Origin of the sequence: Mycobacterium gallinarum (assembly GCF_010726765.1) — a bacterium.
Lineage (GTDB): Bacteria > Actinomycetota > Actinomycetes > Mycobacteriales > Mycobacteriaceae > Mycobacterium > Mycobacterium gallinarum.
The window spans coordinates 3,539,195-3,563,664 of record NZ_AP022601.1; the positions used below are offsets into that span (position 1 = coordinate 3,539,195).

Annotated in this window: 25 protein-coding genes; 7 read left to right on the plus strand and 18 right to left on the minus strand. The window is 65.5% G+C overall.

Annotated elements, in window-relative coordinates; all coding sequences use genetic code 11:
* The first annotated feature begins 42 nt into the window (after window positions 1–42).
* The 4 genes from G6N42_RS17240 (at window position 43) to G6N42_RS17255 (ending at window position 4,231) form a co-directional block, all read left to right on the plus strand.
* On the plus strand, window positions 43–1,257 hold the full coding sequence (locus G6N42_RS17240; protein ID WP_163730687.1) for an acetyl-CoA acetyltransferase: 1,215 nt from the start codon (window positions 43–45) through the stop codon (window positions 1,255–1,257).
* A gap of 7 nt (window positions 1,258–1,264) precedes the next feature.
* A complete protein-coding gene (locus tag G6N42_RS17245; protein ID WP_174262266.1) occupies window positions 1,265–2,782 on the plus strand; it encodes a carotenoid oxygenase family protein in 1,518 nt (505 codons plus the stop codon).
* Window positions 2,783–2,815: 33 nt separating this feature from the next.
* Window positions 2,816–3,664 (plus strand): winged helix-turn-helix transcriptional regulator, encoded by an 849-nt coding sequence (locus G6N42_RS17250; RefSeq protein ID WP_163737706.1) that lies wholly within the window; start codon window positions 2,816–2,818, stop codon window positions 3,662–3,664.
* A gap of 117 nt (window positions 3,665–3,781) precedes the next feature.
* A complete protein-coding gene (locus tag G6N42_RS17255; RefSeq protein ID WP_163730689.1) occupies window positions 3,782–4,231 on the plus strand; it encodes an Hsp20/alpha crystallin family protein in 450 nt (149 codons plus the stop codon).
* Between the two features lie 85 nt (window positions 4,232–4,316).
* Here G6N42_RS17255 and G6N42_RS17260 read toward each other — a convergent pair whose 3' ends face one another.
* Window positions 4,317–4,913 (minus strand): GNAT family N-acetyltransferase, encoded by a 597-nt coding sequence (locus G6N42_RS17260; protein WP_163730690.1) that lies wholly within the window; start codon window positions 4,911–4,913, stop codon window positions 4,317–4,319.
* Window positions 4,910–5,347: a hypothetical protein gene (locus G6N42_RS17265; RefSeq protein ID WP_163730691.1), complete on the minus strand. Its 438-nt coding sequence runs from the start codon at window positions 5,345–5,347 to the stop codon at window positions 4,910–4,912. The genes G6N42_RS17260 and G6N42_RS17265 overlap by 4 nt, the downstream gene beginning before the upstream one ends.
* A 22-nt stretch (window positions 5,348–5,369) precedes the next feature.
* On the opposite strand from G6N42_RS17265, the gene G6N42_RS17270 reads away from it, so the two are divergent.
* On the plus strand, window positions 5,370–5,816 hold the full coding sequence (locus tag G6N42_RS17270; RefSeq protein ID WP_163730692.1) for a cupin domain-containing protein: 447 nt from the start codon (window positions 5,370–5,372) through the stop codon (window positions 5,814–5,816).
* Here the strand turns inward: G6N42_RS17270 and G6N42_RS17275 are convergent.
* Window positions 5,752–6,525, minus strand: coding sequence for a 3-keto-5-aminohexanoate cleavage protein (locus G6N42_RS17275; protein WP_163730693.1), 774 nt, complete (start codon window positions 6,523–6,525; stop codon window positions 5,752–5,754). The two genes, G6N42_RS17270 and G6N42_RS17275, sit on opposite strands and share 65 nt — an antisense overlap.
* Window positions 6,526–6,561: 36 nt before the next feature.
* Window positions 6,562–6,939, minus strand: a complete 378-nt coding sequence (locus G6N42_RS17280) for an RNA-binding S4 domain-containing protein (RefSeq protein ID WP_163730694.1) — start codon at window positions 6,937–6,939, stop codon at window positions 6,562–6,564.
* A gap of 161 nt (window positions 6,940–7,100) precedes the next feature.
* Here G6N42_RS17280 and G6N42_RS17285 point away from each other — a divergent pair, with 161 nt between their 5' ends.
* The gene (locus G6N42_RS17285) at window positions 7,101–7,757 is read left to right on the plus strand and encodes an SDR family oxidoreductase (protein WP_163730695.1); all 657 of its coding nucleotides are present in this window, start codon (window positions 7,101–7,103) and stop codon (window positions 7,755–7,757) included.
* Here the strand turns inward: G6N42_RS17285 and G6N42_RS17290 are convergent.
* Both G6N42_RS17290 and G6N42_RS17295 read right to left on the minus strand, forming a co-directional pair.
* Window positions 7,754–8,518, minus strand: coding sequence for a VOC family protein (locus G6N42_RS17290; RefSeq protein ID WP_163730696.1), 765 nt, complete (start codon window positions 8,516–8,518; stop codon window positions 7,754–7,756). The two genes, G6N42_RS17285 and G6N42_RS17290, sit on opposite strands and share 4 nt — an antisense overlap.
* A 90-nt stretch (window positions 8,519–8,608) precedes the next feature.
* Window positions 8,609–9,508 carry an amidohydrolase family protein gene (locus G6N42_RS17295; RefSeq protein WP_163730697.1) on the minus strand — a complete coding sequence of 300 codons (900 nt, stop codon included), beginning with the start codon at window positions 9,506–9,508 and terminating at the stop codon, window positions 8,609–8,611.
* 4 nt (window positions 9,509–9,512) lie between these two features.
* Here G6N42_RS17295 and G6N42_RS17300 point away from each other — a divergent pair, with 4 nt between their 5' ends.
* Window positions 9,513–9,833 (plus strand): DUF1330 domain-containing protein, encoded by a 321-nt coding sequence (locus tag G6N42_RS17300; RefSeq protein WP_163730698.1) that lies wholly within the window; start codon window positions 9,513–9,515, stop codon window positions 9,831–9,833.
* A gap of 4 nt (window positions 9,834–9,837) precedes the next feature.
* On the opposite strand, the gene G6N42_RS17305 is transcribed toward G6N42_RS17300, so the two are convergent.
* The 12 genes from G6N42_RS17305 to G6N42_RS17360 form a co-directional block, all read right to left on the minus strand.
* On the minus strand, window positions 9,838–11,262 hold the full coding sequence (locus tag G6N42_RS17305; RefSeq protein ID WP_163730699.1) for an aldehyde dehydrogenase family protein: 1,425 nt from the start codon (window positions 11,260–11,262) through the stop codon (window positions 9,838–9,840).
* Between the two features lie 28 nt (window positions 11,263–11,290).
* The gene (locus G6N42_RS17310) at window positions 11,291–13,003 is read right to left on the minus strand and encodes a thiamine pyrophosphate-binding protein (protein ID WP_163730700.1); all 1,713 of its coding nucleotides are present in this window, start codon (window positions 13,001–13,003) and stop codon (window positions 11,291–11,293) included.
* Window positions 13,004–13,022: 19 nt separating this feature from the next.
* On the minus strand, window positions 13,023–13,970 hold the full coding sequence (locus tag G6N42_RS17315; RefSeq protein WP_163730701.1) for an acyl-CoA dehydrogenase family protein: 948 nt from the start codon (window positions 13,968–13,970) through the stop codon (window positions 13,023–13,025).
* A complete protein-coding gene (locus G6N42_RS17320) occupies window positions 13,970–15,184 on the minus strand; it encodes an acyl-CoA dehydrogenase family protein (protein WP_163730702.1) in 1,215 nt (404 codons plus the stop codon). The genes G6N42_RS17315 and G6N42_RS17320 overlap by 1 nt, the downstream gene beginning before the upstream one ends.
* On the minus strand, window positions 15,181–16,101 hold the full coding sequence (locus G6N42_RS17325; RefSeq protein ID WP_163730703.1) for a Gfo/Idh/MocA family protein: 921 nt from the start codon (window positions 16,099–16,101) through the stop codon (window positions 15,181–15,183). The genes G6N42_RS17320 and G6N42_RS17325 overlap by 4 nt, the downstream gene beginning before the upstream one ends.
* The gene (locus G6N42_RS17330; protein ID WP_163730704.1) at window positions 16,098–17,015 is read right to left on the minus strand and encodes an acyl-CoA dehydrogenase family protein; all 918 of its coding nucleotides are present in this window, start codon (window positions 17,013–17,015) and stop codon (window positions 16,098–16,100) included. Before G6N42_RS17330 ends, G6N42_RS17325 begins: the two co-directional genes overlap by 4 nt.
* The gene (locus G6N42_RS17335; RefSeq protein ID WP_163730705.1) at window positions 17,012–18,178 is read right to left on the minus strand and encodes an acyl-CoA dehydrogenase family protein; all 1,167 of its coding nucleotides are present in this window, start codon (window positions 18,176–18,178) and stop codon (window positions 17,012–17,014) included. The genes G6N42_RS17330 and G6N42_RS17335 overlap by 4 nt, the downstream gene beginning before the upstream one ends.
* A 3-nt stretch (window positions 18,179–18,181) precedes the next feature.
* On the minus strand, window positions 18,182–19,342 hold the full coding sequence (locus G6N42_RS17340) for a CaiB/BaiF CoA transferase family protein (RefSeq protein WP_163730706.1): 1,161 nt from the start codon (window positions 19,340–19,342) through the stop codon (window positions 18,182–18,184).
* Entirely contained in the window at window positions 19,335–20,249 is a 915-nt protein-coding gene (locus tag G6N42_RS17345; RefSeq protein ID WP_163730707.1) for an SDR family NAD(P)-dependent oxidoreductase, read from the minus strand. Before G6N42_RS17345 ends, G6N42_RS17340 begins: the two co-directional genes overlap by 8 nt.
* Window positions 20,242–22,101, minus strand: a complete 1,860-nt coding sequence (locus G6N42_RS17350; protein ID WP_163730708.1) for a flavin-containing monooxygenase — start codon at window positions 22,099–22,101, stop codon at window positions 20,242–20,244. Before G6N42_RS17350 ends, G6N42_RS17345 begins: the two co-directional genes overlap by 8 nt.
* A gap of 67 nt (window positions 22,102–22,168) precedes the next feature.
* Entirely contained in the window at window positions 22,169–23,593 is a 1,425-nt protein-coding gene (locus G6N42_RS17355) for an aromatic ring-hydroxylating oxygenase subunit alpha (RefSeq protein WP_163730709.1), read from the minus strand.
* Between the two features lie 12 nt (window positions 23,594–23,605).
* Complete coding sequence (locus G6N42_RS17360) at window positions 23,606–24,451, minus strand: SDR family NAD(P)-dependent oxidoreductase (RefSeq protein WP_163730710.1); 846 nt, start codon at window positions 24,449–24,451, stop codon at window positions 23,606–23,608.
* Between the last annotated feature and the right edge of the window lie 19 nt (window positions 24,452–24,470).

Below are 24,470 nucleotides of genomic sequence, written 5' to 3' on the forward strand. Positions count from 1 at the left end.
GAACCCTAGGGTCACTCTCTTAATTGTAGTAACGTCACCATCGTGGGCGCACCCAATGTCTGGATCCTCGGTGGCTATCAGAGCGATTTCGCCCGCAACCTCACCCGGGAGGGCCTAGATTTCGCCGACCTGACCTGCGAAGTCGTGGATTCGACCCTCACCGCCTCGAAGGTCGACGCGTCCGACATCGACGTCGTACACCTGGGCAACGCTTTCGGCGAGATGTTCGCCCGGCAGGGCCACCTCGGCGCCATGCCCGCCACCGTCAACAGCGGTTTGTGGGACACACCCGCCTCGAGGCACGAGGCCGCCTGCGCCTCGGGCAGTGTCGCCACGCTGTCAGCCATCGCGGATCTTCGTTCGGGCACATACCGGACCGCGCTGGTGCTGGGCGTCGAGCTGGAGAAGACGGTGCACGGCGACACCGCCGCCCAGTACCTCGGCGCGGCCGCGTGGACCGACCACGAGGGAGCCGACGCCAAATTCATGTGGCCACACATGTTCGACAAAGTGGCTGCCGAGTACGACCGCCGCTACGGCATCGATGACTCCCACCTGCGCGCCATCGCCCAAGTCAACTTCGCCAACGCGCGCAACAATCCCAATGCGCAGACGCGGGGGTGGGCGGTTCCGGACCCGATCACCGCGGACGACGACGCAAACCCCGTCATCGATGGGCGCATCCGTCGCTTCGACTGCAGCCAGATGACCGACGGGGCCGCGGGCATCGTCCTCGTCACCGACGATTGGCTGCGCGATCACCCCACCGCGCGTCCGATCGGACGAATCGACGGCTGGGGCCACCGCACCGTCGGCCTCGGCCTGCAGCAGAAACTCGACCATTCGGCCGACAACCCCTATGTGCTGCCCCACGTGCGCACCGCGGTGCTCGACGCGTTCGACCGGGCGCGCGTCACCCTCGATGACGTCGACGGCTTCGAGGTGCACGACTGCTTCACGCCCAGCGAATATCTCGCGATCGACCACATCGGGCTCACCGGACCCGGCGAATCGTGGAAGGCCATCGAGAACGGTGAGATCGAGATGGGTGGGCTGCTGCCGATCAACCCCAGCGGAGGCCTCATCGGCGGCGGGCATCCCGTCGGCGCGTCCGGTGTGCGCATGCTCCTGGACGCCGCCAAGCAAGTCAGCGGCGGTGCGGGCGATTACCAGGTCGAGGGCGCAAAGACGTTCGGCACCTTGAACTTCGGCGGAAGCACCGCCACCACCGTCAGTTTCGTCGTGAGTGGAGTGTGAGATGAGTGTGAACGTGGAGGTCGTCGGGAAGTTTCTGTCGACGCTGCCGGAGGACGACGACCACCCCTACCGCACCGGACCGTGGCGCCCACAGACCACCGAATGGGATGCCGACGATCTGCAGGCGGTCGAGGGCGAGATTCCGCACGACCTCGATGGCGTGTACCTGCGCAACACCGAGAACCCTCTGCACCCCGCGCTGAAGTTCTACCATCCGTTCGACGGCGACGGCATGGTCCACGTCGTTGGATTCCGTGACGGAAAGGCGTTCTACCGCAACAGGTTCGTGCGCACCGACGGTTTCGACGCGGAGAACGAGGAGGGCGGCCCATTGTGGCCCGGCCTCGCCGAACCGATCCAGCTCGCGAAGCGCGACTACGGTTGGGGCGCACGGACGCTGATGAAGGACGCGTCGAGTACCGACGTGATCGTGCACCGCGGCACGGCGTTGACGAGCCACTACCAGTGCGGCGACATGTACCGCATCGATCCCTTCACCGGGAACACCTTGGGTAAAGAGGACTTCAACGGCGGCTTCCCGTTCGACTGGGGGGTTTCGGCGCACCCGAAGGTCGACGACCGCACCGGGGAGTTGCTGTTCTTCACCTACAGCAAGGAAGCGCCGTACATGCGCTACGGCGTCGTCGATGCCGCCAATGATCTGGTGCATTTCACCGATATCCCGCTTCCCGGACCGCGCCTCCCCCACGACATGGCGTTCACCGAAAACTATGCGATCCTCAACGACTTTCCGCTGTTCTGGGATCCGAAGCTGCTGCAGGCCGGCGTCCACCTCCCTGGATTTCACCGAGATATGCCGTCCCGGTTCGCGGTGATCCCCCGCCGCGGTGGCCCGGAGGAGATCCGGTGGTTCGAGGCCGATCCAACCTTCGTCCTGCATTGGGTCAACGCCTACGAGGACGGCGACGAGATCGTCCTCGACGGCTTCTTCGAAGGTGATCCCGCGCCGGTCGACACCCTCACCGGAGACAAGTACAAGAAGGCGTTCCGGTATCTCGCCCTCGACGGATTGCAGACCAACCTCCACCGTTGGCGCTTCAACCTGGTCACCGGCGAGACGCGCGAAGAACGCCTTTCGGACTCCACGACCGAGTTCGGCATGATCAACGGTGGATACGCGGGCGGCCAGTACCGCTACACGTATGCCGCAACGGGTAAGCCAGGATGGTTCCTGTTCGACGGTTTGGTGAAGCACGACGTTGCCACGGGCGCCGAGGAACGTTTCACATTCGACGACGGCGTGTACGGCAGCGAGACCGCAATGGCGCCGCGGGTGGGGAGCAGCGCCGAGGACGACGGTTACCTCGTGACGCTGACCACCGACATGAACGCCGACGCCTCGTACTGCCTGGTGTTCGACGCGGCCAGGGTCGCCGACGGACCGGTGTGCAAACTCGCACTGCCGGAGCGCATTTCCAGCGGCACCCACTCGACATGGGCGCGTGGTTCGGAGCTGCGGCGCTGGCGAGACGCCGACACCGCGGCCGGCGCGATCGGCCTGTAGGTGACCGAGCCGGGCCCCAACGCCGTCGCGCGCATGTTGGGGCTCCTGGGCGACGAGTGGACTCTGCTCGTCGTCCAGCAGGCGCTCCTCGGCGCGACGCGGTACGGCGACTTCCGCGCCCGGCTACCCATTTCGAACTCCGTGCTGACGGCGCGGCTGCGATTGCTGACCGGTGAAGCGCTGCTCGAAAGCCGCTCGTACCAATCCAATCCACCACGTTCGGAGTACGTCATCACCGAACGCTCCCGATCGCTGTGGCCGGTGCTGCTGTCGATCTGGGAGTGGGAACGCCACTGGGTGCCCGACCACGACGATCCGCTGCCCGGCATGCGTCACACATCGTGCGGCGGCGACTTCGCACCGATCGTCGCCTGCGGCTCATGTAAAGAGGCGGCGAGCGAGAAAGACGTCGTCGCACAGTGGGGTCCGAGCGGCTCGTGGTCACGGTCGATTCCGGTGGCGGCGACGCGACGACGGTCGGCGTCCGATCAGTCGGCAGGGTTGTTCCCTCAGACGATGAGCGTCATGGGCAACCGATGGGGATTCGCGCTGTTGGTCGCCGCGTTTGTGGGGATGAGTCGCTTCACCGATTTTCAGACACAGCTGGGCGCGCCCCCGGGCTCGATCGCCGACCGGGTGGCGATCTTCACGGCCAATGGGGTGTTCGAGATGTCCGACAACCGATACCGCCTGACCGAGAAGGGCCGGGCGCTGTATCCGGTCCTAGTGACCGCCCTGCAGTGGGCGCAGCGTTGGTACCAGTCACCCGAGGGACCGGCGGTAGCCCTCGCCCACACGGCGTGCGGCCGCCGGTTCGTACCCGTCCTGACATGCGATCAGTGCTCCGAACCACTGCGTGGCGCGCATGTCGCCGCGGTGTGAAATTAGGGCCGAAAGTCACTGGCACTCTCTGCCCGAGAGTGCTAATCTCGCAGGTGCACAGTGATTTGGTCGCCCGCCAGGGTGGCGGGCTCTGAGTTACGTAGGAGGTGAATTGCTGTGCTTCGTTTTGATCCGTTCAGTGACCTTGACGCCTTGACCCGTGGCTTGCTGACCAGCCAGACCGGATCGACTCGCACCCCTCGGTTCATGCCGATGGACCTCTGCAAGATCGATGACCATTACGTCCTGACAGCGGACCTGCCCGGTATCGATCCCGGATCGGTGGATGTCGACGTCGACAGCGGCACCCTCACGATCTCCGCGCACCGCACTGCCCGCTCCGAGGACTCCGTCCAGTGGCTGGCGAACGAGCGGTTCTTCGGCACCTACCGCAGGCAGCTTTCCCTTGGGGAAGGGATTGATGCAACGGCGATTTCGGCGACCTACGAGAACGGCGTCCTGACCGTGACGATCCCGGTCGCCGAGCGCGCGAAGCCGCGCAAGATCGAGGTCGCCCACAGCGGCAGACAACAGTCGATCGAGCCAACCACCGCCGACTCGGAGTAACCACTCAGTCGAGACTGCGGGCAGATCGCGATTCAGCTCGAAAACGCGATCTGTCCGCAGTCTCGCGCGCCCAAGAGGCATCCGTTCACGCGTGACGGCCCAGCCGGTACCGCAGGTTGTTGCGCACCGACGGCCACTCGATGTCCAGAATCGAGTACACGACGGTGTCGCGCCGCGATCCGTCGGCCAGCAGCTGGTTACTGCGCAACACGCCGTCGAGCTTGGCGCCCAGGCTCTCGATCGCCTTTCGGCTGGTGAAATTGAAGAAGTGCGTACGGAATTCAACTGCGACACAATCCAACTGATCGAAAGCATGGCCGAGCATCAGCAGCTTCGTCTCGCTGTTGACCCCGCTGCGCCGCGCCGACTCCACGTACCACGTGTTGCCGATCTCGAGTCGCCGGTTGGCCGGGTCCACGTTCATGAAGCTCGACGAGCCGACGAACGTGCCGTCCAGCCGACGCACGACCATCGTCAGTCCGGTGTCCGGCGTCTGTACGGCCAGCCGAGCGTCGACCCATCGCTCGACCGCCTCTGGGGCCGGCGCCGCGGTGAACCACAGGCGCCCGAGTTCGCCATCGGCAGCGGCGGCTTTGATCTCCGGAACATGTTCTGAGCCAAGAGGTTCCAGCTTTACCCAGCGGTCTCCGGTCAGCGAGATCGGTTCGACGTACCCGCTCATGGCGTTCGCACGGTGGCCGCCGACCACGCAGCGACCATCGTCATCACCGACAGCACCGCCGCCGTGATCGCCGCCGCGACGCCGATATAGAAGCCGAATCCAGCCGACACCGGCGTGTACACATACAGCCGGTAGTAGAACACCGTGAGAACCACCAGCAGCACCGAAATGGCCAGTGCTGCCGAGGATGCCACCCGGGCCGACAACCCCCGCGCCGCCATCGCTCCCGCCACGATCAACGTCGCCGACAGCAGGACGATGAGTTGACCGACGCCGAAGCCGGATAACCGATTCCGCAACTCATCCATATCGCCGACCACGCCGCCGACCGCGCTGGCGCGAGCACCGTCAGCCGTCAGCCAGGGCATCCACGCATTGACCACAAGGACCGTCGCGCACAGTGCGACCAGCCATCCGGGACGCAGGCGCGACATGCGTCGAGACTACGGTATGACGATGACCGAACTACCCGACTGGGCGCGCCACGTCGGCATGGCTCCTCACCCCGAGGGCGGCTATTTCAAGGAGACCTGGCGCAGCGAGTTGACGGTGCCCCAATCGGCACTTCCCCAGGATTACAACGGCCCGCGCAACGCCGGGACGGCCATCCTGTTCCTACTGATGCCCGGCCAGCAGTCGGCATGGCACACCGTGCGCAGTGCCGAGCTGTGGCTGTATCACTCCGGGGGGCCGCTGCTCCTCGAGATCGGTCCCGAACAGGGCACCGCCACAACACATCTACTCGGCTCGGACATCATGGGTGGCGAGAGCCCGCAGATCGTCGTGCCGCCCGGGCACTGGCAGCGCGCCCGCCCGCGTGACGATCAGCCCTGCCTCGTCAGCTGTGTCGTGGTCCCGGGGTTCGACTTCGCCGACTTCGCCCTCGGGGCACCAGCCGACTGAGCAACTGCACAGCGGCGGAGACCAGTTCGGCGTTTCCCGGCGCGCGCGAGCCGTCCGGCAACCGAAGCGTGTCTTCCAGACCAATGCGAGTCTGGACGCCACACACCCCGGCATGTTCCAGTAACGGCCAACAGCTTTCGTCCAGACCGTGCAACAACACCGGCGCGGGCGAGCCTGCGGCCTTCACTTGACTGAGCAGTTCGTCCGCGGTCACCACATCGCCGTCGCCCGCCAACTCGACCATCACCCGCATACAGTGCGGTGCCAGTTCAGAGGCCGCCCAGGACGCGGCCGCCTCGGCGTGGAAGATGCCGGCCTCGACTCCGACTCCTCGATCGAGCAGCCGTTCGGCAAGCTCCTCGGAGCCGGGCTCATGCCAGTTCACCGAGGCGAAGTCGGGCAGTTCACTCCATTTGCCGACAGCCCGCAGCCGGGCCCCCACATCGGGCAGCGCCCAGAAACCCGTCGTCACGCCCAGGGGCAGCCCGGGCGTTACATGGCGCACCGCCGCAACCGCGGCGTCGACGACAGATGCCTCCAGCGAGTCGACTCCGTCGGCGGTCTTCGGGTGCATATGGACGGCCTTGGCGCCGGCCTGGTGCGCGGCGAGCGCCGAGGCCGCCAGCTGATCGGGGGTGACCGGCAAGTCCGGGTGCTCGTCAGGGGTGCGAGCTCCGTTGATGCACGCTTTCACGTAGGTCTCGGGCATCAGCTCATCCTTCCAGCGATGACAGGCTGAAGCTGCTCAGAGTCGGCCTGCGCGCAGCTTGTCCAGCCGTCGGCGGTCTCGCTTGGTCGGCCGGCCGGCACCCCGGTCGCGCACAGCGATCGCCATCGTCTCGGTGGGCTCAGGTGTGGGTGTTCGGTCGAGAAAGCACGTCGCGGCATCGGCCGCCCCCACCCGCTTCTGGATCACCCGCACCACCTCGACCACCCGCATGGTCTGGCCCACCAATGCGCGTACCTCGTCGCCCGGTGACACCATGGTGGCGGGTTTCGCGGGCCGGCCGTTCACCTGCACGTGTCCGCCCCGGCAGGCGTCGGCGGCGTCGGGCCGCGTCTTGACGAGCCGGACCGACCACAGCCATCTGTCCACGCGGGTCGACTCCACGCCTTCCATCATGGACTTTCCGCAACGTGAACTACCCAGCCCGCCGATTCGTGTTACGAGAACACACCGCGACCGCAGCCTTATTGTGACCTTATGTAAGCCTTATTTTTCTTAAGAATAGGTGTACGGTGAGACCCAAGGCGCACGCACTGCAGCGACGAAAGGAAGCCGACATGCATCAAGCACCTTTACGGATTGTCCTGGTCACCGGCGGGTCGAGGGGTATCGGCGCGGAGATCGCGCAGAGACTCGCCAGCCCCGACACCCATGTCGTCGTGAACTTCCGCGAGCATGCCGAGCGAGCCGAATCTATCGCCCAGTCCATCCGCGATGCAGGTGGACATGCCTCGACGTTGCGCGCCGACATCGCCGACGAGGCCGAGTGCGCGGCGATGATCGACACCATCTCGCATCGTTTCGGCCGTCTGGACGCGGCCATTCTGAATGCATCCGTCAGCCCCGGGGCCGGCACCGATCTCGGAAACGCAAAGCGCCTCAACCGTGACGCCCAGCGCCGCATTGCACTGAAGACCGTGCCGCTGATGCCGGCCGGCGGCCGCATCGTGTTCGTCACCAGCCACGCGGCCCATTTCTTCCCGCACCGGGCGGTGCCGAAGGGTCAGACGGCCGTTGCCGCGAGCAAGTGGGCCGGCGAAACCGCGCTGTATGCACTGCGGTCGGTGTTCCGCCGGGCGGGAGTGCACTTCACGGTGGTATCCAGCGATGCGGGAGATGCGACGTTCGCAGGCGCGATCGTCAACGCCGCCACCACCCCGAACCCGTCCGGGATCGTGTACGTCGGCGGCGCTGACTCGCTGAAGATCGCCTAGTCCAGCGACGACAGGTTGAAGCCTGCTCCCGTGGAGTCTGCGACCGAGGCCAACCGGCCGTATGGGGTGTCCTCGGCGTCGCGGATGACGCTGCCGCCGTTGTCGAGGACCAACTGCACGGTCTTGTCGACGTCGTCGGCACCGAGGAAGAAGAACCAGCTGGGTTCGACGTCCATTGCCATGACACCGAGCAACGCCTCGCCGTCGAAGTTGGCTGTGCTGTAGCGGAATTCGTCGGTGTCCGACACGGTCTCGATGTTCCAGTCGAAGACCTCGCGATAGAAGTCGAGCGCCTTGCCGTACTCGCGGGTGGTCAGCTGGAAGTACGTTGGCGCGCCGTTCCCGTTGACGACTTCGAAGCCTCGGTGGCCCGCCGGCTGCCACAGTCCGACGAACGCGCCCGTCGGATCGCTCAGCATCCCCATCCATCCCCGATCGCCGATCTGCATGGGCTCGGGTGGACCCTCCGCGCAGGCAACGCCGCCCGCCGCAACCGCCTTCTCGAGCGTGGCCTTGGCGTCGGTCGTGTGCAGGTACGTCGCCCACGCGTCGGGGACGTTCCACTGCGGATCGTTGAAGTTCAGCCCGGCAACGGGTTTCCCGTTGCAGAACGCATTGGTGTAGCCGCCGAACTCGGGTCCGCTCGACTCGAAGGTCCAGCCGAACACCCCGGCGTAGAACTCCTTGGAGCGGTTGACATCCGACGACGCCAGGTCGATCCAGATCGGTGCCCCCACGGGGGCGGAAGTGCGGACGGGCACGATGGTCTCCTTCGAGATGGTGGGTCGGTCCCGGAGCCGCCCCGGCGGCGACATCCAGTCACCGATGCAGACCACCGCCCCGTCAGAAACTCATCGGATGCCCAGTACTCGTAGTGCGTTTTCTTTGTAGATCAGCGGCACCACCGCCGGATCGACATCGAGCTCGTCGAAGTCCCGACGCCAGCGGTCCAGCTGGATGTACGGGTAGTCGGTTCCGAACAGCACCTTGGTCCGCAGTTGTCGGCTCGCGGCGCGCACCAGTTGCGGCGGAAAGTACTTCGGCGACCAGCCCGACAGATCGATGTAGACATTGGTCTTGTGCGTGGCGATCGCGATCTGCGAGTCGACCCAGGGCACCGCCGGGTGCGCCATCACGATCGTCATCTCCGGGAAATCGGCGGCGACGTCGTCCAGCAGCATCGGATCCGAGTACCGCAGTTTGATGCGGTGCCCGCCGGGCAGACCCGCGCCCATTCCCGTCTGCCCGGTGTGAAACAGCGCGGGCACGCCGGCCTCGGCGATCGCCTCGTAGATGGGGTAGAACTTTCGGTTGTTCGGCTCGAAGGCCTGCATGCTCGGGTGGAATTTGAAGCCCTTCACCCCGTAGTCGCGCACGAGTTCGTGGACGCGATGGACCGCGCGGCGCTCATGCCACGGGTCGACGCTGCCGAACGGGATCAGCACGTCGTTGTTGCGCACCGCGCCCGCGATGAGGTCTTCGATCGAGTTCGGCGTATGCCGCATGCCAGTGCGCGCGTCGACGGTGAAGACGACCGCCGCCGTGTTGTGCCGCCGGTACTCGTCGGCCAACGCGTCGACGCTCGACAGCGCGCCGGGTCCTCGTTTGAAGTACTTGCCGACCGCGTCGACCAGCTCGTCGTCGTACGCCTTGTGGCCGTGCGCGTCGACCTCGACGTGAGTGTGAATGTCGATGGCCGCGACCTTGTCGAAATCGATCGCATATTCGTACTTTTCGCCCTGTACCGTCACCCACGTGACGATATACGCGCTGAACCTCTTCGATATCGCCGATCGCGAGGAGTACCTCGCGTACTCGAAACGCTCGCCCCAAGAGGTCGCCAAGCACGGCGGCCGCGTCGTCGCGCTCGGGCAGTTCAACGACGCGATCCTCGGCGACATCGAACCGCGCAAGGTGCTGATCCTCGTCGAGTGGGACTCACGTTCCGCGTTCGACAGTTACTGCGACGACCCTGAACTCGCCGATCTGCACGCACACCGGGAGTACGGGTCGTCGTCCTACATCTGGCACCTCTTCGACCGCCTCGACGATCTTCGGCCGCTGCTCAAGGCGTAGCGATCTAGGCCGGTGAGTAGCCCAGGGCGCCCTTGATCTCGAGGTACTCGTCGAAGCCGAACTCGCTCCATTCACGGCCGTTGCCGCTGCGCTTGTAGCCACCGAACGGCGTGTTCAGGTCGAACGCGTGGTTGATGGCGACCTGGCCGGCGCGGATCCGGCGAGCCACCGCACGCGCCGCCTCGATGTCCGCAGCCGAGACGTAACCCGCCAACCCGTACTCGGTGTCGTTGGCGATCTCGATCGCCTGATCGATGTCGTCGTATTCGAGGATGCACAACACCGGCCCGAAGATCTCCTCGCGCGCGATCGTCATGTCGTTGGTGACGTCGGCGAACACCGTCGGCCGGACGTAATAGCCGGTCTCCAGGCCCTCAGGCCGGCCGGGGCCACCGGCGACGACCGTCGCGCCCTCCTCGATGCCTTTCTGGATCAGGCCCTGGATCTTGTCGAACTGCGCCTTCGATGCGACCGGCCCGATGGCCGACCCATCCTCGGGGTCGCCGACCTTGACCTGTTCGGCGGCGGCCTTAGCCGCGGCGATGGCTTCATCCTTGCGGGACTTGGGCACCAACATGCGGGACGGGGCGTTACAGCTCTGACCCGAGTTCGGCATCATCGCCCGCACTCCGAGGGTGACGTTCTGAACCAAATTCTCATCGTCGAGCACGATGTTCGGGCTCTTGCCGCCGAGTTCCTGGGTCACCCGCTTCACCGTCGCCGCAGCGTTGCGGGCGACGTCGATGCCGGCCCGCGTCGAGCCGGTGAAGGACACCATGTCGATGTCCGGGTGGCTGGACAGAGCGGCGCCGACTCCTGCGCCCTCGCCGAACACCATGTTGTACACGCCTGCAGGCGTGCCGGCCGCGTCCATGATCTCGGTGAATATCTGCCCGGAGTACGGGGCGACCTCCGACGGCTTGAGCACCATCGTGCAGCCGGTGGCCAGCGCCGGGAACACCTTGCATGCGATCTGGTTGATGGGCCAGTTCCACGGCGTGATCAGACCGCAGACCCCGATCGGCTCCTTGAAGATCATCGCCGCGCCGCGGGGCACTTCGAACTCGAAATTCTTCAGCGCGTCGATGGCACCGTTGAGGTGTCCGAGGCCGAGGTAGACCTGCGTGCCCGAGCCCAGCGACGGCGGCGCGCCCATCTCCTCGGACACCGCCTCACCGAGATCCGCGGAACGCTTCTGATACTCGGCCAGGATCGCCTGCAACAGATCGAGGCGCTCTTCACGACTGCTCACCGACCAGGTGGCAAACGCTTTTCTCGCGGCTTTCACCGCATTGTCGACGTCGGCGGCCCCGCCGATCGCGATCTTGCCCGACACCTGCTCGGTGGTCGGGTTGTCGACGTCGAGCGTCTTCGGCTCGACCGGGTCGACCCACTTGCCGTCGATGTAGAACTTCAGATATTCGCGCATGTCTTGCACTCTTCCCTAACGCAGGCTGTTACTGGGTGCCTTCTGCATACCAGGTGCGGAATCGGTCGTACTTCGGCATCTCCTCGGAGTTGGCCTTCGGATCGATACACACGTGCACCACACCGACTTTGCCGCTGGCGTAGGCGCGGGCGATGGCCGGACCGATCTCGTCTTCCTTCTCCACGTACTCGCCGTGACAACCGAATCCCTCGGCGATCTTGTCCATCCGGACGTCCTTGCTCCAGTGCACGCCGGGCTGCGGAGACGGCTGGGAGAACGTGCGCTTGTACACGCCGACCTCCAAGCCCCACTGATGATCGACGCCCACGACGCAGACCAGGGGCACGCCCTCTCGCGCGGCGGTCTCGAGTTCGGCGATGTGGAAGAGGAACGCGGAATCGCTCGTCAGCAGCATCACCGGCCGCTTGCGTCCCTCGGCCACCGACGCCCCCACCGCGTACGGCAGTCCCGTGCCGAGATGGCCGAAGTTCTGATTCCAGATCACGTCGCGCGGCTTGGACTGCGAGTACGTCCACTGGAAGATCACCGTCGCGCCGCCGTCGCGGACCATGATGCCGTCCTCGAGTTCCTTGAACGCCTTGGTGGCCTCGACGACGTAGCGCGCCGGGTGAATCGGCGCGCGTCCCGATGGTGCGGATGCGGCGAGTTCCGCCAACTCTTCGGAGTCGGCCTTGACGAGCTTGTCGAGGTTGGCCGACGGGGCGCGCGGGGTGTCCTTCAGCGCCTCGACGAGCTGCGGCACAACACCGCGCAGATCGCCGACCAGCGGCACATCGAACTGACGGTTGACGCCGATGGCGGCCGGATCCTGTTCGACATAAACCCATTTGCGATTGGCGTCGTTGCCGGCCCAGTGCTGGGTCCGGCCGTAGTGCATGGGCTCACCCAGTTCGGTCCCCAGCGCGACACACAGGTCGGATTCCTCCACGGCCTCGTTGGCGGCCGGGGAGAACAAGTAGGGGAACGTCCGGTCCTGCAGTCCCGGGATGTACGACGTGCCACCGGAGGTCTGGATGACGGGACAGTTCATCAGCTCGGCCAGCTCTTTGACCTCCTGCTGGGTGCGCGACGTGTGCACGCCGTGGCCCACCAACAGGATCGGGTTCTTCGCCTCGCGGATCAGCTTGGCAGCCGCTGCGATCTCGGGTGCACCCGCACCCTGGTTGACGAGGCGATACCGGTTGGGCGGCAGGGGTTCCGGGACGTCGAGCTCTTCGAGGATGACGTGCGACGGGAACTCGATGTACGACGGCCCGGGCGTTCCGGACATCGAGCGACGGATGGCCTCGCGGATGATTTCGTCGGTCTGGTCGGCGTACTCGATCGAGCTGCTGTACTTGACGGAGTTCGCGAAAAGCGGTTCCTGCTGCACGAATTGGATACGGCCGCGGCGCACGCGACGTTCGGTGACGCGGGCGCGCTGGCCGCCGAGGAAGATCACCGGCGAGTTCTCCACCAAGGCGCACTGGATGGCGCCCGCGATGTTCGCCATACCCGGACCGAGCGTGCCGATACACAGGCCGGGCTTGCCGGTCATCCGCGACGCCGCCTCCGCCATGAAGCCGGCGCTCAACTCGTGGTGCGGTGCCACCACCGACCATCCGCGGGCGTCGGCCTCGGAGAACATGTGCACGAAGTTGGGGTCCGGGATGCCGAACAGCGTGTTGACGCCCTCGGCCTCGAACAGGTCGAGAATGCGTTTGTAGACGGGTACACCCATGTGAAACTCCTTGATTCCCTTATAGATAGCGTTGCGCTATGTGCTTGCGGTGAGCTGCCGGCGAGCCGAACAGAGAACGGTTGAGAGCGGCGCGTTTGAGGTACACGTGGATGCCGCTCTCCCACGTGTAACCGATGCCGCCGTGCAGCTGCATGGCCTTGCCGGCGATGTCGACGGCGGATCCGCACGCGTACGACTTGGCCATCGCAGCGGCAACATCGGCGTCGGGTCGGTCGTCGGCAATGGCGTGCACCGCGGCGCCGACGAGCTGGCGCGCGACCGAGACGGTGACGAGCATGTCGGCGCACGCGTGCTTGACGGCCTGGAACGAGCCGATGGGCCTGCCGAACTGCTCGCGCACCTTCGCATAACCCACCGTCGCGTCCAGCATCGCTTCCGAGATGCCCAGGCTGTCGCAGGCGACGGCGACCGCGGCGCGATCACGTAGGCGCCTCATTGCAGCGGCGGGGTCCCCCTCGAACCGCAGCACCTCGGCGCTGTCGATAGCCGTGACCGTGGCCAGTCTGCGTGTGTCGTCGAGCACCGGCTGCGCGGTGACGCTCGGCGCGCAGACGGCGACGCCGTCGTCGGTGATGATGAGGATCCTGTCGGCGCCCTCGGCGTCGGGCACGAAGTCCGATTCGATCGCGACGGCCAGCCTGACCGCCCCGGATGCCTGGTCGGTGAGTAGCTGATCTCGAGTATCACTGGGCTGCAGCGCTTTCAAGGTACCGACGGCCAGTACAGCGCTACCCAGGTAGCTGTTGGCGCTGGCGGCTCGGCCGATCTCCTCGCAGATCACCGCGGTCTCGGCGAACGTCGCACCCGCTCCGCCGAACTGCTCGGGAACTTCGAGGCCCACCCAGCCCGCGTCGACGAGCACCGGCCAGTCCACCGCGCGATCCTTGGCCAGCAGATCACCGGCGACCGAGCGCAGCTCGTCGTGGAACTCCGAATAGTCGGTCATCACACTCTGCCCGATTCTCGCGGTCTCACAAGGCCCCGCTCGGAACTCGGTTCTCGCGGCAGCCCGAGCCCGCGCTCACCGATGATGGTGCGCTGGATCTCGCTCGCTCCACCGGGGATCGTCCACTCCCACGACCCGATGAAGTCGAGCATCCAGGCGCCGGACTCCCAGCCGCTCGACATGGGCTTCGTCAACTCGGTATGCGCGGCCAGTCCCCCGACCTCCGCGCCGAAATCCGTCATCCGCTGCAGCAGCTCGCTGTAGAACAGTTTGACGATGGATGCGTCGGCGGGGCCTGCGCTCCCACTCTCGTTATCCTCGACCACCTTTCGGCACATACCGCGCAGACCCGCGATCTCGGTTTCGAACTGCGCCAGGCGGTCGGCCACGATCGGGTCGTCGACCGGGCTGCTCTGCAGCAGCCAGCGGAAGCCGGCGTTGCCGAGACGTTCGGCGAGCTCGAGCATCGTCATGCCCCGCTCGGCACCCAACGTCGCCTGGGCGACCTGCCAGCCTTGGTTCTCGTCGCCGATGAGGTTGGCGGCGGGGATTCGCACATCGTTGAGGAACACCTCGCAGAAATGTGAATCGCCGATCGCGTTGCGGATCGGCCGCACCTCCACGCCGGGTGTCGTCATGTCCAGCAGGAAGTACGAAATGCCAGCGCTCTTTCGGGCACCAGGGCGCTTGGGGGCTTCGGGGTCGGTGCGGGCCAACAGCAGGCACCAGTCGGCGTGCATGCCGCCGCTGGCCCACAACTTCTGGCCGTTGACGACGAAGGTGTCGCCCGCGCGTCGTGCTGTGGTGCGCAGGCTCGCCAGGTCGGACCCGGCCTCGGGTTCGGAGAAGCCCTGCACCCAGATCTCGCCGTCGAGGATCGCGGGTAGGTGTTGACGGCGCTGTTCGTCGGTGCCCGCAACGAGCAGGGTCGACGCGGCGTGGTGGATTCCGACGAAGGCGAGCACCAGTCGTGGTGCGTCGTGGGCGGCCAACTCCTGGTACAGCACGACCTGCTCGGCGACCGAGAGACCGCCGCCCCACTCGCGCGGCCAGTGCGGGACGGCGTAGCCGGCGCTGTGCAGCGTCGCGAACCACGACTTCTGGAAGGCGACGAATTCCTCGTCGGTGGCGCCAGTTTGGGCCTGACGCCAGTCCGGCGGGATGTGCTCGACGCACCACGCGCGCACAGTGTCGCGGAAGTCGTCCAGGCTCATGATGCGTTCACCCGGAGCTTGTCCATCGCGTGGGCTACCGCCACACCGTCGTCGAACGACGGGGCGATCTGTGTGCCGGTTCGTACCGCACCGACGACGTCACTCAGGAACGCCGACAGCGCCGGCGGTGGCGACCTCCGCGGCGCCGGTGGGAATTCGAACGTCTGGGGTTCCGCGCCTGGCCGATGCACGACCAGTCTGGTGTCCCCGGCCAGCTCGAGCGAGCCGTCGCTGCCCAGCAGTGTCGCGCGTGGCGCGAGGGGGACCGACCCGGCGAAGCCGGTGTCGTGCGCGGCGGTGCAGCCGTTCGCCATCGTGAACCATGCCGAATACGCGTCTTCGGCAGTGGCCCCGGGCGGCGACCCGTCGATCCGGGTCACGCCTCCACAATCGGCGACCTCGCTGTTGAACAGCCAGCGCGTGAAGTCGATCAGATGGGAGCCGTACGCCCCGATCCATCCGCCGCCGAGCTCACGGTCGTTGATCCAGCCGTACTTTCGACCGCGCATGCCGCTGCCGTAGAACGTCCAGTTCAAATGGAGGGGTGTGCCGATGATTCCATCGTCGGCCAGCTGTTTGATCTTCGCCCACGACTCGTTGTAGCGGAATTCGAAGTTCAGGAAGTTCAATACCCCGGCGGCGCGGGCGTGTTCGCGCATCGACTCCGCCTCCTCGGCGTTGCGGCCGAACGGCTTGTCGCACAGCACTGCGTGTCCGTGATCGACTGCGGCCGTCACATGCTTGACGTGCATGAAGGGCGGAGAGTGCACCGAGATGAGGGCGACGTCGGAGGCGATTGCGGTCTTCACCGCCACCTCGTCGCGAGGGCTGATGACCTCGACGTCGAGCCCGAGACTTTCATACACGGGTGCGGCGGCGTGCTTACCGAAGCCGGTTCCGATCACGGCGACCTTCATGCGAACAGGCCCGTCAATCCGGATCCACCGACGCGGCGGGTCAGCTCGTCGCGCGTGGCCGAAAGGCCCAGGGGCAACCGGCGTAGCGGTTGGCTGTAGCGCGACAGCCACGACAGCGTGGTCTCGTCGCAGAACCCGACCGCACCGTGCAGCTGGTGGCACACCCGGAAGATCACCTCCGCCGCCTCAATCGCCGACATCCGCAGCGCCAACGCGTCATTGAGCGCATCCGACTGGCGGGTCCCGATACTCCACAGCGCGTACTTGGCGAGGATGTCCAGCCCACTGCGCTCGACCTCGGCGTCGGTCAGTTGGAACTGCACACCCTGGAAGGACGACAGCGTCTGCCCGAACTGCTTGCGCAGGCTGACGTGCGAGACGGTCAGTTCGATCGCACGATCGAGCATGCCGAGCAGTGTCCAACACGGCAGCACGAGTCCCAGCGCCACATCGTCCGCACCGCCGTCGTCGATCGCAGACAGTGTCACCTCGGTGACGAAACCCGTCCCTGTGCCGCCGATGCCTGACACCGTCGACCGGGCCCCGTCCAGCGTGACGGCAGCCCAACGTGATTCGAGCCCGGCGAGCGCACCGGACGGACGAGTGCCCGCGACCACGATCAGACCGTCGGCATCGAGGTCGGTCGGCGCCGCCAGCCGTTCGGCGACCGGGTAGGGCACCGCCCAGTAACCGGCGCTTCGGCACAGCGCCGCGGCGGCTTCAAGGCCGTCGGTGTCGTTGCGGGGATCGAGTTCCCACGCGCCGAGTCCGGCGAGCACTGGCCCCGCCAGCGACTCGCGGATGGCGGGTTTGGCCTCGGCCTGTTGTACGAGTTGGTCGCCGCCCGCCGCCTCGAACGCGCGAAGAGCCTGACGGCCATATTCTTTGGCGTCCTCGCTGAGATCGAGAATCATCTCGTGGCCGCCAGCAGGCTGCGCGACAGCAGGATGCGCTGCATCTCGATGCTGCCGGATGACACGGTGGAGGCCTGCGAGTACTTCCAGTGGTCCTCGACCTCGCCGAGAAACCATGCCGCGCGCGGATCGTCGTGCGACACCTCGGCGGCGATGTCCATCAGTACCTCGGCGCTGTCCTGGTCCAGCTTGGTGACGGCGATACGGTAGGCCGCCGCGTCACCGGGCTGGATACGTCCGCTGCTCTGCAGCGAGACCACCCGGTACGCCATCAGGCGCGCGCGGCGGCAGTGGGTCAGCATCCGCACCCAGCGTCCGCGCAGTTCGGCGGACAGGTCATCCCAGCGGCCCCCGAGAACCGTTGGGGCAGAAGCCAGTAGCCGCTCGCATCGAGCATACCGGGCGATGCCCACCCGCTCGAAGGACATCACGTCCTGCACGATCGACCAGCCCGCGTCGACGGTGCCGAGCACGTCGGCCTCGGTGACCCGCAGGTCGTCGAAGAACACCTCGTTGAGGTGGTGCGGGCCCATCATGCAGCGGATCGGTCGCACCTGAATCGCCGGATCGTCCATCGACACGAGGAAGATCGTCAGACCCTGTTGTTTCTTCTGGGTTGCGCCTACTCCGACCTTCGACGTCCTCGCCAGCAGGAAGCACCATTGCGCCATGGTCGCGTAGGAGGTCCAGATCTTCTGACCGCTGACCAGCCAACCGTCGCCGTCGCGTCGTGCAGCGGTGCGCAGTGACGCGAGATCCGAACCTGCTTCGGGTTCGGAGAATCCCTGGCACCAGATGACCTCGCCGCGCGCGATGGGCGGCAGATGTGTCTGCTGCTGTTCGGAGGTGCCGTGTCGCATGATGATCGGCCCGACCCAGTTCACCCCCATGTACTGGGCTCCGCGCGGTTCATGGTGCGCCCACATCTCCTCGCGCACCACTGTCTGCTCCCACACCGACGCGCCGCCGCCGCCGAACTCCTCGGGCCAGGACAGGCACAGCAGGTTGCGCTCGGCGAGTAAGCGACAGAAGGCCTGCGCGGTCTCCAGGTCGGCGGGATCGTCGGTGAAGGCACCCAGAAAGTGTTCGGGCACATTGGCGTTCACCAGCTCGCGTAACTCTGCGCGCAGCTCGTCGGCCTTCTGGCCCATCGTGAAGTCCATGCCCTACCCCGATCTCTTCAGGTCCGATGCCAGCCCAAGCTCGCCGAGCACCTCGTCGGTGTCTTCACCAAGCCGAGGAGCCGGACCGGCGACCCGACCGGGAGTCCGCGAGAACCATGTCGGAACACCGGGAAACCGCACTGGGCCTTGGGGAGTTTCGACGGTTTCGAACAGACCGGCCGCATTGAGTTGCGGGGAGTCGAACAGAGAGTCGAGGGTGTTGATCGGCGTGGCGGGAATCTCGAGTTCAGCGAAGAGCTTGAGCCACTCGGCTGTGGTGCGCTGCAACATGGTCTGCGCCAGCAAACCGTAGACCCTGTCAATCTGCTTGGCGCGCAGGGCCAGCGTCGCAAACTCATCGCAGTTCCACGCCGGTTGCACCGACGCGATGAAGGCATTCCAGTGCTTGTCGTTGTAGATCAACGCGGCGACATGACCGTCACTCGTGCGGTACGGACGCCGGTTTGGTGCAACGGTACGCGGGTAGATTGCCGGACCTAGTGGAGGGTCGAATATTGCACCGTTGGCATGTTCGACCAACATGAAGGAGGCCATGGTCTCGAACATGCTGACTTCGACTTCCTGCCCCTCCCCGGTGCGCTCCCGATGGAACAGCGCCATCATGGTGGCGTACAGCGCCGTCAGCCCGGTCACCTTGTCCGCCATGATCGTTGCCACGTACGTGGCGTCTCCTGTGAGTTCCTTCTGGACGGCAGGTAGTCCGCACTCGGCCTGGATGGTGTCGTCGTAGGCCGGGCGGTCGGCATCCGGACCACGCCTGCTGTAGCCGTAGCAGTTGGTGTAGATGATCTTCGGATTGATAGCCGCAACAGCGGTGTAGTCGAATCCGAGCTTGGCGATCGCTTTCGCTCGCATGGAATGTATGAAGACGTCGGCTGATTCGACAAGAGCGCGAAGCGCCACGACGCCCTCGTCGGACGTCAGATCGAGGACCACGCTGCGCTTACCGCGATTGACGTTCATGAAGACGCCGTTCATACCGGGCGCCGGCCCCTCGGCGACATAGCGCACGATGTCGCCTTCGGGTGGTTCTACTTTCACGACGTCGGCGCCCATGTCCGCCATGATCTGGGTGCAGTACGGGCCCATCACCACAGCGGTGAGGTCGACGACGCGGACGCCCGCCAGCGGACCGCTAGGCATTCTGCGCTGCCATCGCGAAGCTGTACCGGATGTGGTCGCCGTGGCCGTCGGGCACCACGGGGAAAACCAGCGGTTCGGTGTCGTCGCGGATCGCCGTCATGTTCTCACCGACGTCGGCGATCGTCCACGACGGCCGGTATACACCCGGAGTCTCCGCTACCTTTGCCGTCGCCACCCGGCCCGCGAGCGCGACGAGTATTTCCCCCGTGATCGAACATGTCTCGTGTGCCAGCCATCCGACGGCGGGCGCCACCAGCTCTGGTCCCATCGGAGGATACGCCGAGGTGTCGATGCCCTCGGCCATGCGTGTGACGGCGGCGGGCACGATCACATTGCTCCTGATGCCGTAGTCGACACCTTCCATCGCGGCGACGTTGGACAGCCCGATCACGCCCGCCTTGGCGACCGCATAGTTCGCGACGCCGTGGTTGCCGTACAGCCCGCCGATCGACGATGTCAGCACAATGCGGCCATAGTCCGCATCACACATCACCGGAAAAGCCGGGCGCACAACGTGGAACGCTCCGCGCAGATGTACGTCGACGACGGCCTCGAAGTCCTCGTAGGACATCTCGCGCAGCGGGGACCGTCGCACATTTCCGGCGTTGTGGATGAGGATGTCGATGCGACCGAACCGGTCCAGCGCCGTCCCGATGATCGCCTGACCGCCCTCAGGAGTCGCGACCGAATCGGTGTTGGCGACCGCTTCTCCACCCGCGGCGATGATTTCGCGCACCACGTCATCGGCAGGCTCGGCATCTGAACCGTCACCGATGAGACTTCCGCCGGCGTCGTTCACCACGACCCTCGCACCCTGCGCCGCCAGCAACAGGGCGTACGAGCGGCCCAGTCCCCTGCCGCCGCCGGTGATGACCGCGACCCGGCCGTCGAACCTCAGGTCAGGCACGGAGTTCAAGCCCGTCGAGGTCGCCCGTGGCCCGCCACTGCGCGATCAACTCGTCGAAGGCGTAGAAGCCGGGCGAATAGAAGCCACCGAGGAATGCGCCGTTCTTCACGGCACCGCCCTGGCCTTCGTTGTTGTAGTAGCCGGGCGTGCACGACAGTTCGAATGCCGAGTTGTCGATGGCGAGTTCACGGACGGTCTGCACCCAGGAGTCCTGGCCCTCCTGACTGGGCTCGATCGTCGTGGCGCCGCGGTTCTGCGCCTCGGCGATGAGGTAAGCGATGTGGTTGGCCTGCTGCTCGAACATCGCCGTCGTGTTGGCCGAAACGCCGCCCTGGATGAATCCCATGAAGAACTGGTTGGGGAAACCCCGACTCGTCATCCCGTGCAGGGTCTTGTAGTCGTCTTGCCAATAGTCGAACAGCGAGAGCCCGTCGCGGCCGACGATTCGATCGATCGCATAGCGTCGGCTGATCTCGGTCGAGATCTCGAAACCACTGGCGAACACGACGCAGTCGACCTCATATTCGACGCCGTCGGCGACGATTCCCTTTTCGGTCAGCCGTTCCACACCCTTGGACGCGGACACGTCGACCAGCGTCACGTTGGGTCGGTTGAAGGTGGCGAGATATTGCTCGCTGGACGTTGGCCGCTTGCACATGAAGCGGTAGTACGGCTTCAGCGTCTCGGCGGTGTCCGGATCGTCGACGATCTCATCGACGAGGCGACGTAACCGCTCCATGATCTTGTAGTCTTCCTCTTCCCGGAAGGCCATGATCTGCTCGATGGTCACCGCAGCCGGATCGTCGCTTCCCGCGATGCGCGCGGTTAGGTTGCGGCCGAGCTCAGTCCAGAAGTCGCACACCAGGTCCGGCTCACCGAACACGACGCCCACAAACGGCGACCAGTTGTGGAAGTTGCGCTTGCGCTCCTCCTGCCAACCCGGCTGCAGCGAGGCAGCCCAGTCGGGGTCGGTGGCGGGGTTGGTGCGCGTATCGACCGACGACGGCGTCCGCTGGAATACGAACAGTTGCTTGGCGTCGCGACCGAGGTGCGGTACCAATTGGATGCCCGTGGCACCGGTGCCGACGAGTGCGACGCGCTTGTCCGCCAGCTTGGTCAGGCCGCCGTCGGCGTCTCCGCCGGTGTAGTCGTAGTCCCAACGCGCGGAGTGGAACACGTGCCCACCGGCAGCCTGGTATTCCTTGATGCCGGGGATTCCGGGAAGTTTCGGGCGGTTGTACGAGCCCTGAGCCATCACGACGAAGCGAGCGCGGATGTCGTCTCCGCGGTCGGTGCTGATACGCCAGCGCGCGGTGGCGTCGTCCCAGATCAATTCGCGGACCTGGGTGGAGAACAGCGCGCCGTCGTAGAGGCCGAAGTGCTTGCCGATGTTGCGGCAGTGCTGGAAGATCTCGGCGCCGTCGGCGAACTTCTTCGACGGCATGAAGTCCAGCTCTTCGAGCAGCGGGATGTAGCAGTAAGCGTCGTTGTCACATTGAATTCCAGGGAACCGGTTCCAGTACCACACCCCGCCGAAGTCGCCCGCCATCTCGATGACGCGGATGCCGTCGACGCCGGCCTTCTTGAGATAGGCGCCGGCCAGCAGGCCGGAGAAGCCGCCGCCGAGAATGACGACGTCGACGTCTTCGGCGATCGGGTCGCGCTCGACCACCGTCGTGTAGGGGTCGACCTCGGAGAACTCCGCGAACTCCCCTTCGAGTTCCAAATACTGCGAACCACCCTCGGGTCGTAGACGTTTGGCCCGTTCAGCGGCGTACTTCTCCCGGATCGCGGGGATGTCGATGTCGGACGGGGTGTCGGTCGGCCCGCACGTGTTCTCGGTGGTCGTCATGTATCTCCTAACTCGTGATTTCGGTGTAGCTGGTCGCGCTCAACGCGACCAACTACACCGAAATCGCTCAAAGCTCCTGTGGTTCGCCGGTGCCCATGTATTTGGACAGCTGGTAATGAAGGTTGACGGTGCTGCGCTCGCGGTACGGGTTGGGCCTCGTACCGGGGAAGCCGGCCGACTTCATGCCCTGCTGTACTGCCGCCATATTCGAGAAATCCTGCGGCAGCACAGACAGCCAGTTCGGCGAGTCCTTTGGTGTGTACTGCCATTCCGTTTGCGGCTCTTCATCTTTGGGATAGAGCTCGAACACCGCGACCTCGAAGATGCACTTGTTGGGGTTGTAGCTCGGATCAGGACGGGCCGAGTAGCAGAGCGCGCTCGTCAAGCCCTGGCCGACCTGGAAGTTCGGGAAGATCTGCCAGGCGGTCCCGCTCTGACCGAGAATGTCGGCCGGGATCGTCGGCCAGATCACCCCACGCGCTTCGTCGTCACGGCGGGCTGACGCGAGCCAATGCTGCAGCACCTGGTCGGCGGGAGTGCCCTCGGGCAGTTCGTCGACCAGCCGCTTAGCTGCGTTCACCAGCGTGTTGGTGGTGGTCGCGTTGGTCTCCTCCATGGTGTAGACCTGCATCTCAGCGGTCGATATACGCGGATCGCCGGTTCCCAAACGGATTTTGGACTTGGTTTCGTCCATCCCTTTGGGAGCGTCATACCCGATGTTGCTGTGCTTGCCCTGCGCCTTGGCCCAGCCCTTGAATTCGCCGAACCTGTTGAACTCCGGGTGAGTGGTGAACACGTGGTAGGTCTCGTTGAAGGCCTCCATCGCGACCTTCCAGTTGCAGTCGAAGTAGAGCCACTTGCGCCACTTGTAGCGCATGTTCTCCAGACCGAACGGGTCGAGGATCTTCGCCGCGGGAAACAGGTAGTCGACCAGCGGTTCGCAATCCGGGTCCATGTTGATGAACAGCCAGCCGCCCCAGGTGTCGACCTGGACGGGCACGAGGTGGGTGTTGTCCGGGGTCAGCGCACCCTTCCAGTCGTCCTGTTCGCGGATGTGGGTGCAGGCTCCGTCCAAACCGTATGTCCAGCCGTGAAATCCGCAGACGAAGGACTTGCGGGCCCGCCCGACGGCGTTCTTGGCGCCTTCGGGATTGTCGACCAGTTTGCGGCCGCGATGCATGCACACGTTGTGATGCGCCTTGAAGGAGTCGGGCCCGGATCCGGTGCCCGTTCGTACGATGATGATCGAGTCGTCGAGGATGTCGTAGGTCAGGTAACTGCCGACCTCAGGTATCTCCTCCACCCGGCCGACCTGTTGCCATACCTTGCGCCACAACCGATCCCGCTCGGCACGGGCATAATCCTCGGAGATGTAGGCGTCGACGCCGATGGTCATCGGCGACGACAGGTCTTCGGCGATCTGCCCCGTCGAGTCGTCCGGGTCTCCATCGATTTCGATCGCGGCGTCCAGATCGGATTCGGTGTGGGTCACTTCGTCTACCTTTCAGGGCCGACTGATGGCTTCGCGGAAGGATTCGTCGGCGAGGAAAAGCGACGTGTTGTCGGCGCCGAGGTGCGTCCATTTGAGGTTGAGGCCGCCGTCGACCAGCAGCGTCTGGCCGGTGATGTAGCTCGACATGCCCGACAGCAGAAAGAGGATCGCACCCGCCTGCTCCTCGGGAGTGCCGCGACGGCCCATCGCGATGGCGGTGCGGTCACGATCCGGGTCGTCGTCGACGTAGGTGCGCGACGCGGCTGTCGCCGTCACCCCGGGGGCGACAGCGTTGACGCGGATGTTGTCCAGTGCCAGTTCGGCGGCCATGGTGCGGGTCATCGCCACGATCGCCGCCTTCGCGGTGCCGTAGGCGATGTGGAAGGGCGCGGTGTTCATTCCGCTGATCGAGGACACCGAGACGATCGATCCCGGCGTCTGCTGTGCCCGGATCTCGGCGGCGACCGCTTGGCTCATGAAGAACGCGGTCTCCAGATTCGCGGCGAACAGCGCCCGCCAGTCCTCGCGCGTGACCCGGGTGGCAGGCATCCACGTCGACGGCGCCGCACCGCCCGCGATGTTCACCAACCCGTACAGCAGGCCGTCGATACGCCGCACGTGATCCATCACTGTGGCGATTCCCTCGTCGGTGGACGCGTCCGCGGAGACCGGCACCACCGACAAACCCTGCTCGGCCAGGGGCGCGACGTGTTCGTCGAGATTTTCTTTCGACCGGCTCACTGCGATCACGGTGGCGCCCGCCTCCGCGGCCATGCGCGTGACCGTGGTACCGATGCCGCCACCGCCCGCACCGGACACCACGACCATGCGCCCAGCCAGCCCCAGCAGGTCAGGCATGACATTTGTCCGGACAACA

Bases quoted from the DNA above. Each gene is read 5' to 3' on its own strand.
- G6N42_RS17260 (WP_163730690.1), bottom strand. From the start codon at position 4,913: ATGAGCGGGTACGTCGAACCGATCTCGCTGACCGGAGACCGCTGGGTA.
- G6N42_RS17340 (WP_163730706.1), bottom strand. From the start codon at position 19,342: ATGCCTAGCGGTCCGCTGGCGGGCGTCCGCGTCGTCGACCTCACCGCT.
- G6N42_RS17360 (WP_163730710.1), bottom strand. From the start codon at position 24,451: ATGCCTGACCTGCTGGGGCTGGCTGGGCGCATGGTCGTGGTGTCCGGT.
- G6N42_RS17335 (WP_163730705.1), bottom strand. From the start codon at position 18,178: ATGGACTTCACGATGGGCCAGAAGGCCGACGAGCTGCGCGCAGAGTTA.
- G6N42_RS17250 (WP_163737706.1), top strand. From the start codon at position 2,816: ATGTTGGGGCTCCTGGGCGACGAGTGGACTCTGCTCGTCGTCCAGCAG.
- G6N42_RS17265 (WP_163730691.1), bottom strand. From the start codon at position 5,347: ATGTCGCGCCTGCGTCCCGGATGGCTGGTCGCACTGTGCGCGACGGTC.
- G6N42_RS17315 (WP_163730701.1), bottom strand. From the start codon at position 13,970: ATGACCGACTATTCGGAGTTCCACGACGAGCTGCGCTCGGTCGCCGGT.
- G6N42_RS17310 (WP_163730700.1), bottom strand. From the start codon at position 13,003: ATGGGTGTACCCGTCTACAAACGCATTCTCGACCTGTTCGAGGCCGAG.
- G6N42_RS17285 (WP_163730695.1), top strand. From the start codon at position 7,101: ATGCATCAAGCACCTTTACGGATTGTCCTGGTCACCGGCGGGTCGAGG.
- G6N42_RS17305 (WP_163730699.1), bottom strand. From the start codon at position 11,262: ATGCGCGAATATCTGAAGTTCTACATCGACGGCAAGTGGGTCGACCCG.
- G6N42_RS17275 (WP_163730693.1), bottom strand. From the start codon at position 6,525: ATGCCCGAGACCTACGTGAAAGCGTGCATCAACGGAGCTCGCACCCCT.
- G6N42_RS17325 (WP_163730703.1), bottom strand. From the start codon at position 16,101: ATGAAGGTCGCCGTGATCGGAACCGGCTTCGGTAAGCACGCCGCCGCA.
- G6N42_RS17350 (WP_163730708.1), bottom strand. From the start codon at position 22,101: ATGACGACCACCGAGAACACGTGCGGGCCGACCGACACCCCGTCCGAC.
- G6N42_RS17320 (WP_163730702.1), bottom strand. From the start codon at position 15,184: ATGAGCCTGGACGACTTCCGCGACACTGTGCGCGCGTGGTGCGTCGAG.
- G6N42_RS17270 (WP_163730692.1), top strand. From the start codon at position 5,370: ATGACCGAACTACCCGACTGGGCGCGCCACGTCGGCATGGCTCCTCAC.
- G6N42_RS17280 (WP_163730694.1), bottom strand. From the start codon at position 6,939: ATGATGGAAGGCGTGGAGTCGACCCGCGTGGACAGATGGCTGTGGTCG.
- G6N42_RS17330 (WP_163730704.1), bottom strand. From the start codon at position 17,015: ATGATTCTCGATCTCAGCGAGGACGCCAAAGAATATGGCCGTCAGGCT.